We start from the raw sequence: 18,495 nt of genomic DNA on the forward strand, positions 1-18,495 counted from the left end.
ACCGCCTTCTTAGAAGGCGGTTTTAATATAAGCCCCCTAAAAGGGAGCACGACGCGGTTAATCCCTCAACAACTCTAACTGCTACTCTTGCTCAAGCTCTTTTTTGTCTTGATATCGCACATACCGTCTAATGATTTCTTCATTTACACCGACCGTCCCCACAAAAGTTAGTTCGATGATGTGCGCTGAATACTCAGTTTCTATCACAACTGAAGCTGGCATCGTTTTATGGTTATTGAGATAATCCCGCATGTTACGCAGAAATGTATTTACATTTTGTTCGATGACTTGATTAGCATCTTGCCGTCATACTTACGAAAATTCTGCCCCCCCCCCAAAATCCCCCCCCTCATCCACGTGGGTAATTAGTGTTTGCTCATCGGAAAGTTCCAGTCCTCGTTCAGCCATAAAGACTTTCACTATTGGTAGAACTTCCTTTTCCAATAACTCTTTCGAGATACCAGTGATGATAAAATCATCCGCATACCGCACATAGTTGACCTTGGTTTTGTAGCTGGCTTTGGTGTCTTCTTCCCGAAGTGAGATTCAAGCACCGGAGAGATAATCCACCTTGTGGCGTGCCCGCCTCCGTCGAGTTAAATTTTCCAGATTCCATGAATCCGGCTTTCAACCATTTCTTGAGTACCGTTTTATCCATAGGGATATTACCGATAAACCAGTCATGGCTGATAAAGTCAAAACACCCTTTGATATCGCCCTCCAGTACCCAACGGGCACTCGCCTTGCGGCTGAGATTCACGAAACATGTTCGATGGCATCAGCACAAGAGCGGTTCAGACGAAAGCCATAGCTGTTCCGATCCGCCGTGGTTTCCGATATGGGCTCAAGAGCTAACAAGTACAGTGCTTGCATTGCCCTATCTCGCATGGTTGGTATCCCCAGCGGTCTCTTCTTACCATTGGCTTTGGGAATATAGACTCGCCTGAGCGGTTTGAGCTTATAGCCCGTTCGCTTTAGCTGTTCTATTGCTCCCCATTTCTTTGCCGGTGTATTCCAGGTTTCCCCATCAACCCCAGCGGTGTTTATCAACAGTTCACCATGCTGCTTAGCCTAGCCCTCAACCCACATATTGTTTATGGATTGCTCATTCCCCTCGCGGGTTTCGAGTTGCTTTCGCAGAGGTACATTGTCAAGGAACTTCGCACAAAACCGTTACCAGTTATGCACTACCCCTAGGCTACTGTTAGTCGTATAACAGGTCTCACTTGCATCCGTGTAAACTTGAATACCGAGACAATAATTACAATGACTTACGCCCGAAGGACGCTACAGTAATGAATCGCGTTGATCATGCTTAACAGCAATATTTTCGGATTGGCGTTTGATCGGCAGGCGAACCGCCGTTTTTTGCCAATAGCACAATATGGCTTTCCTAGATATGACTTTTTGAACGGCAGCGAATGCGCCAATTTTAAGCTAATCGCACAGATGCGATTAGGCGAACATTCCCGAAAAGGAATGCCGTTGATCGGATTGTGCAATCCGACCAACGGATTTCGACTACTAAGTTTACGAGTGTGGGAAATAATTACTAATATAAGTTAGTAACCACTTCGGCCGTAGCTCGCGAGGTTAGCGACCTCCGAAACTCTCTTCGCGCTACATCATGCCGCCCATGCCACCCATGCCCATGTCTGGCATTGCTGGTGCATCTTTCTTCGGCAGTTCAGTGATCATCGCTTCAGTGGTGATCATCAGACCCGCAACAGAGGCTGCGAATTGCAGAGCAGAACGGGTTACTTTGGTTGGATCCAGAATACCCATTTCGATCATGTCACCGTACACGCCCGTTGCCGCGTTGTAACCGTAGTTACCTTCGCCTGCACGTACGTTGTTTGCAACTACTGACTCTTCGTCACCTGCGTTTTTCACGATTTGACGCAGTGGCGCTTCCATTGCACGTAGTGCCACACGGATACCTACGTTTTGCTCTTCGTTGTCGCCTTCTAGAGAAGATAGCTTAGATGCAGCACGGATCAGAGCTACACCACCACCGGCGACCACGCCTTCTTCTACCGCAGCGCGAGTCGCGTGCAGAGCATCTTCTACGCGGTCTTTCTTCTCTTTCATTTCAACTTCAGTCGCAGCGCCCACTTTGATTACAGCAACGCCACCGGCCAGTTTAGCCACACGCTCTTGCAGTTTCTCTTTATCGTAGTCAGACGTTGCTTCTTCAATTTGTTGACGGATCTGTGCAACGCGACCTTGGATCGCAGCTTGATCGCCTGCACCATCGATGATGGTGGAGTTTTCTTTGGTGATAGAAACGCGCTTCGCTTGACCTAGGTCTTCCAGAGTTGCTTTTTCCAGCTCCAGACCGATCTCTTCAGAGATCACAACACCGCCAGTCAGGATCGCGATATCTTGTAGCATCGCTTTACGACGATCGCCAAAGCCAGGGGCTTTAACCGCTGCTACTTTCACGATGCCGCGCATGTTGTTGACAACCAGAGTCGCCAGCGCTTCGCCTTCCACATCTTCAGCCACAATCAGCAGTGGACGAGATGCTTTTGCAACGCCTTCCAGCACTGGCAGCAGTTCACGGATGTTAGAGATTTTCTTATCAACCAGCAGGATGAATGGGTTGTCCAGTTCTACACTGCCTGATTCTTGGTTGTTGATGAAGTATGGAGACAGGTAGCCACGGTCAAACTGCATACCTTCTACAACATCCAGCTCGTCTTGCAGCGCTTGGCCTTCTTCAACGGTGATCACGCCATCGCGACCCACTTTTTCCATCGCTTCAGCAATGATGTTGCCCACGCTAGAGTCTGAGTTAGCAGAGATAGTACCTACTTGCGCAATCGCTTTAGTATCGGCACAAGTCACTGATAGCGCTTTCAACTCTTCTACTGCAGCGATAACCGCTTTATCGATACCGCGCTTGAGATCCATTGGGTTCATGCCTGCCGCTACCGCTTTTAGGCCTTCGTTCACAATCGCTTGAGCCAGTACGGTTGCAGTGGTTGTACCGTCACCCGCCGCGTCGTTGGCTTGAGAAGCAACTTCTTTTACCATTTGTGCGCCCATGTTCTGGAATTTGTCTTCCAGTTCAATTTCACGCGCAACCGATACACCATCTTTAGTAATGGTTGGTGCACCGAAAGATTTGTCGAGAACCACGTTACGGCCTTTAGGGCCTAAAGTTACTTTTACCGCATCGGCCAGAATGTTTACGCCTTCCAGCATTTTTACACGAGCGTCATTACCAAAACGTACGTCTTTAGCAGCCATTTTTCATTTCCTTTCTAAATTCAGTTATTGATTTCGTTGGGATTCAGAATCAATTATTCAACGATTGCCAAAATGTCATGTTCAGCCAAGATCAGCACTTCTTTGCCATCGATCTTTTCTGTTTTTGTACCGTAGCTTTCTGCGAAGATCACGGTGTCGCCTACTTTGACGTCCAAAGGTTGAACAGAACCGTTCTCTAGAATGCGGCCTTTACCAACAGCCAACACTTTACCGCGCGTTGATTTTTCCGCCGCAGAACCAGTTAGAACAATTCCACCAGCAGATTTTGATTCAACTTCTTGGCGTTCAACGATCACTCGGTCATGTAATGGACGAATATTCATCGGTCGTCTCTCCTGATTTAATTTTCCGTATGGTTGATAAAACGCTGATCATCAGCATGTGTCACTTATGTGGGGTAAGTTGTGCCATATCCCAAGGGGGAAAGCGTAAAAAAACGTGATTAAATTAACATTTTCAAACACCAATCACCCCTCCTTCCTTGGCAAGTGAGCGGCGGCGATCATCGATATAGTAAATGGTTTGCTTTATTAAATTCGCGTTCCATAATAACGGCAGAGAAAAGATGCGCTGACACTCAACACAAATCAGCGCCCCAACCTTTTTAGAACCAAGGATAACCAGAAACGATGAAAACGGTTGACCGCATTCTTCACACCATTAAACGTGAAGGCTCCGTAACCGCCAAACAACTTGCTGAAGACCTAGGCATTACCACTATGGGGGCTCGTCAGCATTTGCAAAGTTTGGAGGATGACGGCGTACTCTCGTTTTATGATGTGAAAGTGAAAGTCGGTCGCCCAACCCGTCACTGGTCTTTGACAACCAAGGGACACAACCAGTTTGCGGATCGCCATAGTGAATTGACGATTCAGGTGATTGATGCGGTTGAGCATATTTTTGGTCAAGAAGGGCTGGCGAAAGTCGCCGCCGAGCGCGAAGCACAAACGCTTCGTAACTATCAAAGTGCGTTACAAGCCTGTCTCTCACTCGAAGAAAAATTGCTTAAATTGGTGCAGTTGCGTGAGCAAGAAGGCTACATGGCTGAGCTTGAACAAACCGATGCAGGGTTTATGTTGGTGGAAAATCACTGCCCTATCTGTAAAGCCGCCACTCGTTGCCCTAACTTGTGCCAGTCCGAATTAACTATTTTCCAGACATTACTTGGAGATAGCTACCAAGTGCAGCGTTTAGAACACATAGTCACTGGAGAACGCCGTTGTGCTTATCTCATCTCTGCAGCATAAATGACGTCTTATTTGTAAGAAGGGCGACTTTCGTTCCGCACAACGCTTTCTGAATCGCTTATGATTGAACTGTTGATAAAGTAATCAATTTGACAATCTAGCTGCGAGGTGAGAGTGATGACAACTCCTCCAATTGACCCAAATTTTAATCAAGAACTTCCACCATTTGATGAGTTGGTTGCGTTGGCTAAGCATAATCCTGAAGCCTTCACTCAGTTCAAAAAAGAGATGTGTGAAGAGATGATTCTTTCCGCCTCGCTTGGCATGCAACAAAGGTTGTGGGCTCAACAGAGCCACATTGACCGTGTAGTCAGTCGCGGAAAAAACCCCGTGCATACCAACGTGATCCTGATGCGTGAACTGAGCCAACAGATGGTCAAGTTTAGAGATGCTTTAAGTGGGGACATTCACCAAGAACAAGATGCGCAAGTGCTTCCGTTTCGTTCAAAATCCTCTGAAGATGAGACTTGGCGATAACCGTTATCGAGGTTGGATTAGTAACCATTAAGGACGGAGCTCCCTCCTTAATGGTTGAAATACAATGGCATGAGATGTTTATTTCGCCGTTTTCTGTATTACCTCAGAACCAAATCGGTTATCACCTTGTGTACCGGCTAAAAAGCCACACTCGACCAAAATCCATGCCCCGCATAATAGCGCTACAAACGAAATAACGGTCTCCACCATACCTGGCTGAGTATTTACCGCCAGATCTCCTGCTGGAATTGTCATGCGGCCAATCACTAGCGGCACATTGAGTAACAGCCACCAGCTAGATTTGTCTCGGTCATGCCAACGCTTAGCGGTAATCGCCAAATCTGGCACTAAGACTAACAGCAGGAAAACCGGCAAGATCAGGTGTGCAACATCGGGGAATAGCTGATTCGAGCTAATCGCAAACCCCGCGATCATCGCGTAGTAACAAATGTTCCACAGCCAAAAGGTTTGACGCCCAATACGCCCCTGAAAAGAAAACAACAGTGTTTGTAACGACATGATTTTTACCTAAACAAGATCATCAATTGATGACTTTTTGAAAGCAGTCCGTATCCATATCTCGAATATTAATGGTCAAACTGCGTACATGGCTGGCTTGCGCCGCCAAAATTTCCATTAGCTTACGCGATAATTCACGTTTTTGCTCCGCACTACGTCCCGCCAGCAGCTCAAAGCTGATATGAATAAAATCGACGCTGTCCCCTTCATCACCAATCAACCAATGGTGGCAGCGCAGTGCACGAGATTTTACCGAACTTGTTTCAAACAGTCCTGAATCAATCTCGGCTTGATGCAAATCTTCCAATAATCCTTGCACGTTGATGCGTTCATCGACTGAGTTTGAGTATTCCATAACGAGATTGGGCATTGGCAGTTCCTTGCTAACGGTAGATAAAAGTGGTTCCGACTTAGAGAGAGGGATAGTAATAACAAGTTAAACCACAAAAACCGAGCTACTACCGAATAATCTGTCACTCAGATCACTCGATTGCTGATTTGTCGCGTCAGTGAGATCCCATAAAGACATGATACGAGTCATGATCTGCCGAATTTATTCTGCTATAGTCCTGCGAGTTTATTTTTTACATTGATTAGATATGGAGATATTCCTATGCGTCGTCCTGTTGTGATGGGTAACTGGAAACTGAATGGCAGCAAAGCTATGGTCACTGACCTGCTAAACGGCTTGAATGCAGAACTTGAAGGTGTTGCGGGTGTTGATGTAGTCGTTGCGCCACCAGCAATGTATTTGGATCTGGCAGAGCGCCTGATCACAGAAGGCGGCAACAAGCTGATCCTAGGTGCACAAAACACCGATACTCACAACAACGGTGCGTACACCGGTGACATGTCTCCAGCGATGCTGAAAGATTTCGGTGCTTCTCATATCATCATCGGTCACTCTGAGCGTCGTGATTACCACAAAGAATCTGACGAGTTCGTCGCTCAGAAATTTGCGTTTCTGAAAGAAAACGGCCTAACTCCAGTCTTCTGTATCGGTGAAACTGAAGCGCAAAACGAAGCGGGCGAAACAGAAGCAGTATGTGCTCGCCAAATCAACGCAGTGATCGACGCTTACGGCGTTGAAGCTCTGAACGGCGCGATCATCGCTTACGAACCAATCTGGGCAATCGGTACGGGTAAAGCAGCAACAGCGGATGATGCACAGCGCATCCACGCTTCTATCCGTGCACTGATCGCAGCAAAAGATGCTGCAGTGGCAGAGCAAGTGATCATCCAGTACGGCGGCAGCGTGAAACCTGAAAACGCAGCCTCTTACTTTGCACAACCAGACATCGATGGTGCGCTGGTTGGCGGTGCATCACTGGATGCTAAAGGTTTTGCCGCGATCGCGAAAGCAGCAGCAGAAGCGAAAAAAGCGTAATTTGCGACTCTCGCAACCTATCGTTCAAGGCCAGCATAATGCTGGCCTTATTATTTTTAACACTTTGCAATTCAATCCCTAGGTTCCCTTCCCTAGTCCCTGTTTTTAAGTTCAGGTATGCTAGGCACCTTGTTCCTTCGCGCACACCATCCTATGCAAGATAAACACGGTCTGCTTTCAGCCCCCATTCCTCTCGTTTTACGGCAAATGACCGTGCCGATGATTTTCGGCTTGGTGGCCATTTTGATGTTCAACCTCGTCGACACTTTCTTTATCTCCTTATTAGGAACACAGGCGCTGGCAGCCATTAGTTACACCTTTCCCGTCACCTTCGCGGTCAACTGTATCACCATGGGTATTGGGGTTGGACTTTCTACCTGCATAGGCCGTTTGCTTGGACAAGGCGATGGGCGGCAAGCGGCTCGCGTTTCTAGTCATGGGTTATTGCTGGCATTATTGCTGGTTGCCGCCGCTTCGACACTTGGTTTACTGACCATAGAACCGCTGTTTTTACTGCTCGGTGCTAGCCATGAGCTGATCCCGCTCATCAAAGAATACATGGTGGTGTGGTACCTCACAATTCCACTGCTGGTGCTACCAATGGCTGGAAATAGCGCCATTCGCGCCACTGGCGACACCAAAACACCAGCTAAAATTATGATGCTGGCTGGGTTTATCAACGGCGCGCTCGACCCACTGCTGATTTTTGGCTACGGCCCGTTTCCTGAACTTGGCATTCAAGGTGCAGCGATTGCCAGTGCCTTCTCTTGGCTAGGGGCATTAATCGGTTCGCTGTATCTGCTGATTAAGCGTGAAAAATTGCTCGCTATGCCGTCACTGCCCCATCTGCGCCATGATTGGCAACAGATTTTAAAAATTGGCACTCCTGCTGCACTTTCCACCGCAATGAACCCGATCTCTGGCGCACTACTCATGATGATGCTCTCAAGCCACGGCACTGCCGCGGTGGCGGCGTATGGTGCAGCGCAGCGCATTGAGTCGATTCTGATTTTGGTACTGATGTCACTTACTTCTGCTCTCACGCCCTTCATGGCGCAAAATCTTGGGGCGCAAAATCCCACGCGCAGCTTTGCCGGACTCTTTCTAAGCCTACGTTTTTCACTGCTGTTTCAGCTGATGGTCTTTATCATGATGGTACCGCTGAGCATTCCACTGGCGGCGCTGTTTTCTCAAGAACAAGCGGTGCGTGATCTGCTGTGGCACTACCTGTTAGTCGTGCCGGTCAGCTATGGCTTCCAAGGTGTGGTCATGATGTTGGTTTCCGCCCTCAACGCCTTACATCAACCACTCAAGGCTTTTCAATGGAGCTTCATGCGCCTGTTTGTATTCACCTTACCCGCGGCTTGGATTGGTGGCACGCTGTACAACATTGAAGGATTGTTTATCGGTATTGCGGTGGGGAACATATTGGGCGGGCTGTTAGGCTACCTCTATGCGCTAAGATTACGCCGTCAGCACCTAACGTCCGATTTGGGATAAGGCTGCTGAGACAAATTGGCAGCCAAATGACAAAAAGCCGATGTATTCCACATCGGCTTTTTAGATTCTTAGAGCAAATGAGCCCGCTTACAGCAGCTCATCTTCCTCGGCTTCTTGCTCACCTAAATCCGCACTCAGCGGCTCTTGCGAGATGATGATGCCGGTATTGTCGGCATACAGATAATCTTCTGGTAGGAAGGTCACGCCACCGAAGTTGACCGGAATATCGACTTCACCAATGCCTTGCGAGGTTGCACCGACAGGAATCGAAGCGATAGCTTGAATGCCAATGCTCATCTCTTCTAACTCATCCACCTCACGGACACTGCCATACACCACAATGCCTTCCCACTCATTTTCTTCCGCTAGCGCTGCCAATTCGGCATCAATCAATGCACGACGCAGCGAACCGCCACCATCAATCAGTAAAATACGGCCAAGACCGTCTTGCTCAAGCGTTTCACGGATCAAGCCATTATCTTCATAGCATTTAATCGTGGTGATCTGACCGGCAAACGACGCACAGCCGCCAAAGTTGCTGAACATAGGCTCCACGACATCGACTTGGTCGAGATAGATATCACACAGCGCTGAAGTATTGTATTCCATAGCTTTGTTCTCTTAGCGAAAGTCTTCCATCGAGTATATAGAGTGATTGAGTCATTGCAATGACAGAGTGCAAATTAACTTGTCAGAGTTTGGGCAATGATCACTCCTACAAACAAAAGGTTGGTGATCACCGAGGTCTTCACTACCACGGGCATCATGGGGGCGATTTGCGCAGGTTGTTCAGTAAACCAAACTTCACGACCATGACGCGTCACCACCGACAGGCAAAGTAGAAATGGCAAGCTGATCCACAGTGGTTTGTCTTGCTGCACCAAGTAAGCTGCAAACGCCGCAACTGCGCCAAACAACAGCGCAAAATGGTACTGCTTAGCGCGCACTTGCCCCAAGCGCACCGCAACGGTACGTTTGCCACACAGCGCATCATTTTCAATATCACGCATATTGTTGACGTTGAGTACCGCCACCGCGAGCAAACCACACCCTAAAGACGGTAATAACAAACTCCATTCGATATAGCCTGTGTGCAAAAAGAAGCTGCCAGAAACACCGAGCAAACCAAAAAACAGGAATACCGATAGATCGCCAAGCCCTACATAACCATAGGGTTTGTTACCTACGGTGTACGCGATCGCCGCCAGAATAGCCAGTACGCCCAGTGCAATAAACGTCAGAATATTATGCAAATTGTCGAAAGCGTAAAACACTAAAACCAAGCCTGATACCATGGTTAGCAACACATTGATCGCTATCGCGATCTGCATATCTTTTAAGCTAACAGCACCCGATTGAATGGCGCGCATTGGCCCTAGCCGAGACTCGTTATCCGTCCCCTTTACCGCATCACCATAATCGTTAGCGAGGTTAGATAAAATTTGCAATAAAGTCGCGGTGAGCAGCGCTAACACGGCGACCAACCAATGAAAGTGTCCAGCAGAAAACGCTAAGGCGCTCCCAGTTAAAATGGAAATCAGAGCCAGAGGCAAGGTTTTCGGACGCGCCGCATCCAACCAAATTTGCACAGAGTTATTCATGATAATGAGAGTATGATCAAGGTGGCGCCAGTATACGCGCAAATTCCCCAGATAAAAAAGCCCACCAATTTGTAGGTGGGCTCGCTGTCTTATAAAAATAGAGCGTTCTAAAGAATGAAACGGCTGAGATCTTCGTCCTCGACTAGCTCACCCAAACGCGCTTTCACGTAGGCGGCGTCAATCACGAAGGCTTGGCCGGCTTTTTCCGTCGCATCGAACGAGATTTCGTCCATCAAACGCTCCAACACAGTATGTAAACGGCGCGCACCGATGTTTTCGGTGGTTTCGTTGACTTGCCATGCCGCATCCGCGATCTGTTTGATGCCATCTTCGGTAAACTGCACATCAACTTGTTCGGTTTTCATCAACGCCACATATTGCTCGGTGAGTGATGCTTTCGGCTCGCTCAGAATACGTTTGAAGTCGTTGCTCGACAGTGCTTCCAGTTCAACGCGGATTGGTAAACGGCCTTGTAGCTCAGGGATCAAATCCGACGGTTTCGCTACTTGGAATGCACCAGAAGCAATAAACAGGATGTGATCCGTACGCACCATGCCATGCTTGGTCGAAACCGTACTACCTTCAATTAAAGGCAGCAGATCGCGCTGCACCCCTTCACGAGAAACATCGGGACCCGATACTTCGCCGCGCTTACAGATTTTGTCGATTTCATCGATAAACACGATGCCGTTGTTTTCGACATTGTAAATCGCTTGTTCTTTCAGCTCTTCTTGATTGACCAACTTAGCGGCTTCTTCTTCCACCAAGGCTTTCAGCGCATCTTTTATTTTCATTTTGCGCTTTTTCTTGGTGTCGCCCGCGAGGTTTTGGAACAGTCCCTGCAGTTGGTTGGTCATCTCTTCCATGCCTGGAGGTGCCATGATTTCCACGCCCATCTGCGGTGTCGCCACGTTGATTTCAATCTCTTTGTCGCTTAGTTGGCCTTCACGCAGTTTTTTGCGGAACACTTGGCGAGTGCTGGAGTTATCTTCTTTCTGCTCCGCTTGTCCCCATGCATCACGCGCGGGTGGTAGCAAAGCATCCAATACGCGCTCTTCAGCTAGCTCTTCGGCGCGGAATTTCACTTTTTCCATCGCTTGTTGGTGAGTCAGCTTCACCGCAACATCGGTTAGATCGCGGATGATCGACTCCACTTCTTTACCGACATAACCGACTTCGGTGAATTTGGTCGCTTCAACTTTAATGAAAGGCGCGTTCGCTAATTTCGCCAAACGGCGGGCAATTTCGGTTTTCCCCACACCTGTAGGGCCAATCATCAGGATATTTTTCGGGGTCACTTCAACACGCAAGCTCTCTTCGAGCTGCATACGACGCCAGCGGTTACGCAGTGCAATCGCTACGGCACGCTTGGCTTTATCTTGACCAATGATGTGGCGATTTAGCTCGCTCACTATTTCGCGGGGAGTCATTTCAGACATGATTCAAATCCTTAACTCAGCTTATCGGGCACTATCTTGTGGTTATTAACCTGCGCTTATGCGCCTTGCGGCAACATTGCCTGCGGAATTTCGAGTTCTTCGATAGTGTGATGATGATTAGTAAATACGCAAATATCACCCGCGATATTCAGGGCTTTTTCAGCGATCGTGCGCGCATCAAGCTCGGTGTTTTCTAATAGAGCAATTGCTGCCGCTTGTGCATAGTTGCCGCCAGAACCAATCGCAATCAGATCATGCTCAGGCTGCAATACATCGCCATTACCGGTGATGATCAGTGATACCGTTTCATCGGCAACCGCCAAAATCGCTTCCAAACGGCGCAATGCGCGGTCGCTTCGCCAATCTTTGGCTAGCTCAACCGCCGCTTTGGTTAGGTGGCCTTGGTGCATCTGCAACTTACTTTCAAAGCGCTCAAACAAGGTAAACGCATCAGCGGTACCACCAGCAAAACCAGCCAGCACTTTGTTGTTGTATAGGCGGCGCACTTTACGCGCATTGCCTTTCATGACGGTATTGCCTAGCGATACCTGCCCGTCACCAGCGATGACAACTTTATTATTACGACGCACTGATACGATAGTAGTCACAAGAGGCCTCTTTATTTTTTATCGGAGAGTTATCGCTTATATGTGGCTGCAGGAAAACAATTTCAAGCCAAGTGAAGGAAGTTGACGCGATGCCAACGAAAAAGCCTGATCAATATCAGGCTTTGGGGAAGGATTTACTGCTTCTCAGCCCAGATAGCGCAGGGCTCAATTTTTACTCGCTGCAATTTATGCTTATCGCGCTCAGCGTCACGCTTAAATTTGTAAGGTCCGAGGACAACCCGATACCAACTGCTATCGGCTTTTTTACGGATCTGGCTGCTGATACCTTGGAAAGCAATGTCCAACTTACGAGCTTCCGCTTGTTCTGCGGTTTTATAAGCGCCACACTGCATCACATAAGGAATATCAGAGACTTCTTGCGCTTTAGCCACGACTTCAATTTCGCGATTAGGCAGCGTCTCTACATAATCCCATTTCTCCGTTGGAGGCGGTGGCAGAGTTTCTGTTGGCTTAGGTTTATTAGTTGTCGGTGTTTTCGCAACGGGTGCAGTTATTTTCGGCTCAGGGTCATTATTGAGCAGATATAAGCCATAGCCAAAAGCGGACAGTAGCACTAAAGCGACTAAACCACTGCGCCAAGGTTTACGACGCGGAGCTGCTTTTTTTCGGGTCGGCTTCTTCGGACTACGACCGCCTCTTACATAATCTCTATTCGCCACGTTGTTGTTCGGAAATTAACAAAATTGTCCACATGTTAATGCAGATCGCGACCAGATAACAGAGTTATACCTAAACAACTTAGCTTGATGACAGATATCACTACTGCAATAAAACAAGGAATTGACCGAGCCAAACGGGCAAACCAAATGGCTCGGTTCAAGTAATGCGCTATTTTTTACTTGGAGGTGCAGCACTTTCTCGTACTACGAGCTTAGTTTCTAGCAAACGCGACCCTGCTCGCACGTCATGCCCACGCAGTAATTCGAGCATCATTAGCATGGCTTGTCGGCCAATTTCATAACGCGGCTGGGAAATAGTAGTTAACGGAGGATCACAATACTGAGCAAACTGAATATCATCAAAACCGACCACAGAGAGATCTTGTGGAACTCGCAGGCCCAGTCGCTTCGCTTCCTGAATCGCGCCAATCGCCATCGTATCGTTGTGGCAGAAAATCGCGGTCGGTTGTTCTGGCTGTGCTAGTAGCTGGCGTACCGCTTTAACCCCGGCTTCAAAAGTGAAATCACCAAAAGTGCAGTAAGATGGGTTCATGGTGATGCCAGCACGACGCAGCGCTTGTTGATAGCCTTGATGACGGAATTGACACAACGCAGCATGTTGTGGACCAGAGATCTGGGCAATACGCTTATGGCCAAGCTGGGTTAGATAATTCACTGCTTCAAAAGCCGAAGTCAGGTTATCGATATGTACCGTTGGTAATTCAAGCTCAGGAGCAAACTCACACGCCATCACCATAGGTGGCAGGTTCTTTTGCTCTGGCTTACTCACATCAAACGGCAAATCCGTACCGAGCAAGAGCATGCCATCCGCTTGCTTAGTAAACACAAGGTTAACAAAGGAATTTTCCCGACGCTTTTGCTGCCCGCTATCACCTAATAACACTAAGTAACCGTGCTCCATTGCAGCATCTTCGATACCACGAATGATCTCAGAAAAGTAGGGATCACAGATGTCGGGGACAATAGCAACAATGGTTTTTGACTCATTACGACGCAAATTACGCGCTAAAGAATTTGGGGAGTACCCCGCTTCCAGCACTGCCTCTTCCACTCTTTTTCGAGTTGAGGAAGATACTTTTTCTGGATTCATCAACGCCCGTGACACAGTGGCAGTTGAGACTCCGGCAAGCTGGGCAACATCCTTCATTGTCGCCATTTCTTTATACCCTCTTTTTATTTGCTGATGGTGTAACAGCACACCTTTGGATGACTGATCTTGTTGAGCTTAACCCTTATCTAATCGAGTAAATAAGGGCTATAGCTTCATTTTGGGCTTCACGTAAACGATTCACTGAGCCGATTTTACCGATAGTCTAAGCAATTCAGAACATAAAGTTACGGCGAGATTAACAAATCTTGCATAGTCAATGTGATTTTCATCACGATAATAAGCATTAATTTGCTGACAAAATTAACACCCATTGACTTTACAAAGTGAAATACGAATTAACTAAGATCCTGCGGATCGATATCGATCGACCAACGCACCTTGCTCGCCAAGGGTAACTGCTGCAGTGCTGGGCGCGCACTTTGCAAAATTTTCTGCATCAAGGTGCGGTTAGGCGTTTGTAGCAAAAGTTGCCAACGGTATTTCCCCGCTCTTTTCGCGAGTGGCGCTGGCGTTGGACCTAACACCATGCATTCACTGTCAAACCAAGGATTGCAGCGCAAGGTTTCGCGTACTTGACGCAAAAAATCTTCCACTTGAGCGGTGTGATTGGCTTCGGCTCGAAATAAGCTCAAGAAAGAATAAGGAGGCAACTGAGCGAGTTTGCGTTCCTCTAATGCCGTCAGCGCAAAATGGTGATAGTCCTTGTGCAGCAAGGCTTGTAATAAACTGTGCTCTGGGTGATGAGTTTGTAACACCACTTCGCCCGGCTTACTGGCACGCCCTGCTCGCCCAGCCACTTGAATGAACAGCTGAGCTAAACGTTCAGAAGCGCGAAAATCACTGCTGTACAGTGACCCATCGACATCCAACAGCGCGACTAAAGTGACATCGGGAAAGTGATGTCCTTTAGCTAGCATTTGCGTACCAATCAAAATCTGATATTCGCCTTTGCGGATCGCGGTTAACGCCGATTCCAAACTCCCCTTGCGCCGCGTGCTATCTCGATCAATCCGCACTGAACGGTACTCAGGAAATAGAGTGTGTAATTGCGCTTCAAGCTGTTCCGTACCAACGCCGACAGTAACCAGTTGAGTCGAGCCACACCCTTTACATTGATGGATCACCGGACGCTGTGAACCACAATGATGGCAGCGCATTTCATTGCTATGTTGATGGTAGGTGTAATAGGCATCGCAACGCTGACACTCCGCAATCCAGCCACATTCATGGCACATCAAGGCCGGAGAAAAACCGCGTCGGTTTAAAAACAGCATTACCTGATTGCCCGCCGAGAGATGGCGGCGCATTTCCGCAATCAAAGGCGCAGAAAGGCCACTTTCTAAATACATCCCTTTCACATCCAGAGCGTGGTTGCGCGTGGGTAGCGCATTCCCTGCTCGTTGCGTCAGTTGCAAATGGTGGTATTTACCACTCAAGGCATTATGTAAAGTCTCTAAGGCAGGCGTTGCTGAGCCGAGCACAATCGGAATGTTTTCCAAATGGGCGCGCATCACTGCCACATCACGGGCGTGATAACGCAGGCTATCTTGCTGTTTGTAAGAGCCATCATGCTCTTCATCAACAATAATGATGCCGAGTTTGGCGAAAGGCGTAAGCAGTGCCGAGCGCGTACCAATCACAATGCCCGCCACTTTATCGCGCGCCGCCAGCCAAGCGTTGAGGCGCTCGGTATCATTAAGCGCCGAATGCATCACTTCCACCGGTACATTAAAACGCTGACGGAAACGGTTGATGGTTTGTGGGGTTAAACCAATTTCCGGCACCAACACCAAGGCTTGCTCGCCGCGCGCTAGCACTGGCGTGATGAGGTTGAGATACACCTCAGTTTTTCCAGAACCCGTTACCCCTTCTAAAAGAAAACAGCCAAAACCTTGGTGGCTATTGACGGCGGCAATCGCAATCGCCTGTTCTTGATTGAGTTTAGGTTTATCTACTTTGGCTTCGAGCTCTTGCGGCCACGGCCGCACAACAGGCTTACGCTCTTCACACTCAATCCAGCCTTTCTCAACCAAAGTTTTCAATGTGCTGCTACTTACCTCTTCATCGAGCAAGGCTTGGTGAGATAAGGCTCCGTGCTGCAACAAATGGAGAACTTGTGCTTGTTTTACCGCGCTACGTTTCACGCCAAGCATCAGTTGCTCTTGGCCAAGCGCCGTCAAACGCCACTCTTTATGGCTAGTCAGTTCAGCGGCTTTGCCTTTGCGCAAAGCACCGGGTAAAGCATTCGCGTACGTTTCACCAAGCGGATAATGATAAAACTGGTTACACCAATGCAACAGTGACTGGAGTTTTTCCGGCCACACTGGTGCTTCATCCAATACCGCTTGCAGTGATTTGAGCTGTTCGATAGGAAAATCAGATTGATGCGTGAGCGACTGGACGATACCCACTAAGGTTTGCCGCCCAAACGGCACTTGTACACGTCCACCCAGCACAGGAAATAGATGAGCAGGGATCAGATAGTCAAAGGACTTATCCAGAGGTACAGGCAGGCAAACTCGGGCAATGGTGGGGCGCATCAGGGTCCAAAACAGCGAAAAATCAAACGGATCACAGTCTACTGGAAGCGTAGCAGAAATTCGACCCGCGCTTTTGGTGAAATAATCAGCGAGATCGGTTGATCCGAACCCCGAGATTCATTAATATATCGCGCCTTACGGCATCCTAGAGGGTTGACCTCTCTGGATATGCAAACTCGTTATTTTTAACACTACGTGTGGTGTCCGACGAATCGATTCGGATGGCGACACGGCCTAAATTGAGGTTATCCCATGAAAGCTGGTATCCACCCAGAATACAAAGCAGTAAACGCAACTTGTTCTTGCGGCAACTCTTTCGTTTTCAACTCTACTCTAGGTAAAGATTCAATGCACCTAGACGTATGTGACAAGTGCCACCCATTCTACTCTGGTAAGCAACGTATCGTTGACACCGGTGGTCGTGTTGAGCGCTTCAACAAGCGTTTCGGCGCACTGTCTGCGAAGAAGTAATTTCTGCTTTACGCAAGATTTTGAAAAAGGACGCTTCGGCGTCCTTTTTTCATATGTCGCATTCTGAAATGAGTGACAAGATTCATCGTCGTTATCAATACCCATTTCTTCACTCACTTATCTGCATATAAAACGCTTTTAAGCGGCACGTTCTGGCTATTTCTTCTCCGCATTTCACATTTTCACTGGTCTTATCAGCAAGATCTTCGCTTTTTTTGTACCCTTTGCTCAGTGTCTAACCTAGGCAGGTTGCAATAGTTACTTTAAAATTTGCGACCTTTCCCATAAATAACAATAAGAGAACAGCCCTATGTCCGATGACAATCGCCTCAACCCAACTCCTGAAGAACAATTTCGCCAACGTGCTCTGGATTACCATGCTTACCCAACCGCGGGCAAAATTGGTATTGCGCTGACCAAACCTGCTGATTCAGCTGCCGATCTTGCGCTGGCTTATAGCCCAGGCGTAGCAGAGCCGGTTCGTGAAATCGCACAAAACGTGGAAAATGTGTACAAATACACCGCCAAAGGCAACACGGTTGCCGTGATCTCTAACGGCACTGCGATTTTAGGATTGGGCAATTTGGGACCGATGGCCTCTAAGCCTGTCATGGAAGGTAAGGCACTGCTGTTTAAACGCTTTGCAGGACTGGATTCGATTGATATTGAAGTCAAACACCGCACCATCGATGAATTTGTTGATACGGTAGCCAACATTGCCGATACCTTCGGTGGCATTAACTTAGAAGACATCAAAGCGCCAGACTGCTTTGAAATTGAACGCCGCCTGATTGAACGTTGTGATGTGCCTGTGTTCCACGATGACCAGCACGGTACCGCGATTGTGACTGCTGCGGGTATGCTCAACGCATTAGAGCTACAAGGTAAACAGCTGAAAGACTGTATGATCGTCTGTCTTGGTGCAGGGGCTGCTGCGGTAGCGTGTATGGAGCTACTGATCAAATGCGGTGCAATGCGTGAGAAGATTTACATGCTGGATCGCAAAGGCGTGATCCACACTCGCCGTGACGATCTCAACGAATACAAACAGCTGTTTGCCAACAACACCGATAAACGCACACTGGAAGATGTGATTGCGGGAGCCGATCTGTTCTTAGGCGTATCAGGCCCTAACCTGCTGCCAGCCAATGCACTCAAACTGATGGCCGATAAGCCAGTGGTGTTTGCGTGTTCCAACCCAGATCCTGAAATCAAACCGGAAATTGCCCATCAAGTCCGTAATGACATGATCATGGGTACTGGTCGCAGCGACTATCCAAACCAAGTTAACAACGTGCTCTGCTTCCCGTTCATCTTCCGCGGTGCGCTGGATGTTCGCGCCAGTGAAATCAACGATCAGATGAAACTCGCCGCCGTAGAAGCGATTCGTCAATTAGCCAAAGAGCCCGTACCGGCAGAAGTTTTGGCCGCAGCGGGAGTGGATAAGCTCAGTTTCGGTATTGAGTACATCATTCCAAAACCAATGGACCCGCGCCTATTGCCACGCGTAGCGCGTGCGGTGGCGGAAGCCGCGGTGGAATCGGGTGTGGCTCGTATTCCAATGCCAGAAAACTATATGCAGGCGTAATCTGTTTACATGCATGGATAGCAAGAAGCC

Annotated in this window: 17 protein-coding genes and 2 pseudogenes; 6 read left to right on the forward strand and 13 right to left on the reverse strand. The window is 48.3% G+C overall.

What is annotated here, in order from left to right; all coding sequences use genetic code 11:
• Window positions 1-81 precede the first annotated feature (81 nt).
• The 4 genes and pseudogenes from VOA_RS18985 to VOA_RS14750 form a co-directional block, all read right to left on the reverse strand.
• Window positions 82-165: pseudogene (locus VOA_RS18985) on the reverse strand (IS200/IS605 family transposase); the annotation flags it as partial.
• 36 nt (window positions 166-201) lie between these two features.
• Window positions 202-1,044 (reverse strand): annotated as a pseudogene (locus tag VOA_RS0117280) (reverse transcriptase domain-containing protein); the annotation flags it as partial.
• 576 nt (window positions 1,045-1,620) lie between these two features.
• A complete protein-coding gene (gene groL, locus VOA_RS14755; RefSeq protein WP_000729139.1) occupies window positions 1,621-3,255 on the reverse strand; it encodes a chaperonin GroEL in 1,635 nt (544 codons plus the stop codon).
• A gap of 53 nt (window positions 3,256-3,308) precedes the next feature.
• Window positions 3,309-3,599, reverse strand: coding sequence for a co-chaperone GroES (locus tag VOA_RS14750; protein WP_001026274.1), 291 nt, complete (start codon window positions 3,597-3,599; stop codon window positions 3,309-3,311).
• Window positions 3,600-3,905: 306 nt separating this feature from the next.
• On the opposite strand from VOA_RS14750, the gene VOA_RS14745 reads away from it, so the two are divergent.
• Entirely contained in the window at window positions 3,906-4,523 is a 618-nt protein-coding gene (locus VOA_RS14745; protein ID WP_000859351.1) for a helix-turn-helix transcriptional regulator, read from the forward strand.
• Window positions 4,524-4,640: 117 nt separating this feature from the next.
• Complete coding sequence (locus VOA_RS14740) at window positions 4,641-5,000, forward strand: DUF3135 domain-containing protein (protein WP_000211144.1); 360 nt, start codon at window positions 4,641-4,643, stop codon at window positions 4,998-5,000.
• A 78-nt stretch (window positions 5,001-5,078) separates the two neighbouring features.
• Here the strand turns inward: VOA_RS14740 and VOA_RS14735 are convergent, their stop codons facing one another.
• Together VOA_RS14735 and VOA_RS14730 are read right to left on the reverse strand one after the other, a co-directional pair.
• Window positions 5,079-5,519: a DUF805 domain-containing protein gene (locus VOA_RS14735; protein ID WP_000058344.1), complete on the reverse strand. Its 441-nt coding sequence runs from the start codon at window positions 5,517-5,519 to the stop codon at window positions 5,079-5,081.
• A gap of 22 nt (window positions 5,520-5,541) precedes the next feature.
• Entirely contained in the window at window positions 5,542-5,889 is a 348-nt protein-coding gene (locus VOA_RS14730) for a 5-carboxymethyl-2-hydroxymuconate Delta-isomerase (protein ID WP_001133284.1), read from the reverse strand.
• 243 nt (window positions 5,890-6,132) lie between these two features.
• Between VOA_RS14730 and tpiA the strand changes: the two genes are divergently transcribed.
• Both tpiA and VOA_RS14720 read left to right on the forward strand, forming a co-directional pair.
• Window positions 6,133-6,906 (forward strand): triose-phosphate isomerase, encoded by a 774-nt coding sequence (gene tpiA, locus VOA_RS14725; RefSeq protein ID WP_001254175.1) that lies wholly within the window; start codon window positions 6,133-6,135, stop codon window positions 6,904-6,906.
• 117 nt (window positions 6,907-7,023) lie between these two features.
• Window positions 7,024-8,406: an MATE family efflux transporter gene (locus VOA_RS14720; protein WP_000901786.1), complete on the forward strand. Its 1,383-nt coding sequence runs from the start codon at window positions 7,024-7,026 to the stop codon at window positions 8,404-8,406.
• An 87-nt stretch (window positions 8,407-8,493) separates the two neighbouring features.
• On the opposite strand, the gene rraA is transcribed toward VOA_RS14720, so the two are convergent.
• From rraA to priA, 7 genes are all read right to left on the reverse strand, one after another.
• On the reverse strand, window positions 8,494-9,015 hold the full coding sequence (gene rraA, locus VOA_RS14715; protein WP_000456237.1) for a ribonuclease E activity regulator RraA: 522 nt from the start codon (window positions 9,013-9,015) through the stop codon (window positions 8,494-8,496).
• A 74-nt stretch (window positions 9,016-9,089) separates the two neighbouring features.
• Window positions 9,090-10,007: a 1,4-dihydroxy-2-naphthoate polyprenyltransferase gene (locus VOA_RS14710; RefSeq protein ID WP_032468151.1), complete on the reverse strand. Its 918-nt coding sequence runs from the start codon at window positions 10,005-10,007 to the stop codon at window positions 9,090-9,092.
• A gap of 107 nt (window positions 10,008-10,114) precedes the next feature.
• Entirely contained in the window at window positions 10,115-11,446 is a 1,332-nt protein-coding gene (gene hslU / locus VOA_RS14705; protein WP_001293362.1) for an HslU--HslV peptidase ATPase subunit, read from the reverse strand.
• A gap of 56 nt (window positions 11,447-11,502) precedes the next feature.
• Window positions 11,503-12,054 carry an ATP-dependent protease subunit HslV gene (gene hslV, locus VOA_RS14700; RefSeq protein ID WP_000208251.1) on the reverse strand — a complete coding sequence of 184 codons (552 nt, stop codon included), beginning with the start codon at window positions 12,052-12,054 and terminating at the stop codon, window positions 11,503-11,505.
• A 134-nt stretch (window positions 12,055-12,188) separates the two neighbouring features.
• Window positions 12,189-12,734, reverse strand: a complete 546-nt coding sequence (locus VOA_RS14695; protein ID WP_000013360.1) for an SPOR domain-containing protein — start codon at window positions 12,732-12,734, stop codon at window positions 12,189-12,191.
• A 169-nt stretch (window positions 12,735-12,903) separates the two neighbouring features.
• A complete protein-coding gene (cytR, locus tag VOA_RS14690; protein ID WP_000224449.1) occupies window positions 12,904-13,911 on the reverse strand; it encodes a DNA-binding transcriptional regulator CytR in 1,008 nt (335 codons plus the stop codon).
• A gap of 290 nt (window positions 13,912-14,201) precedes the next feature.
• Window positions 14,202-16,406, reverse strand: coding sequence for a primosomal protein N' (priA, locus tag VOA_RS14685; RefSeq protein ID WP_001247894.1), 2,205 nt, complete (start codon window positions 16,404-16,406; stop codon window positions 14,202-14,204).
• Window positions 16,407-16,658: 252 nt separating this feature from the next.
• Between priA and rpmE the strand changes: the two genes are divergently transcribed.
• Together rpmE and VOA_RS14675 are read left to right on the forward strand one after the other, a co-directional pair.
• Window positions 16,659-16,877, forward strand: coding sequence for a 50S ribosomal protein L31 (gene rpmE / locus VOA_RS14680; RefSeq protein WP_000643443.1), 219 nt, complete (start codon window positions 16,659-16,661; stop codon window positions 16,875-16,877).
• Window positions 16,878-17,187: 310 nt separating this feature from the next.
• A complete protein-coding gene (locus VOA_RS14675; protein WP_001278597.1) occupies window positions 17,188-18,465 on the forward strand; it encodes a malic enzyme-like NAD(P)-binding protein in 1,278 nt (425 codons plus the stop codon).
• Window positions 18,466-18,495 lie beyond the last annotated feature (30 nt).

Source organism: Vibrio sp. RC586 (genome assembly GCF_000176715.1).
Lineage (GTDB): Bacteria > Pseudomonadota > Gammaproteobacteria > Enterobacterales > Vibrionaceae > Vibrio.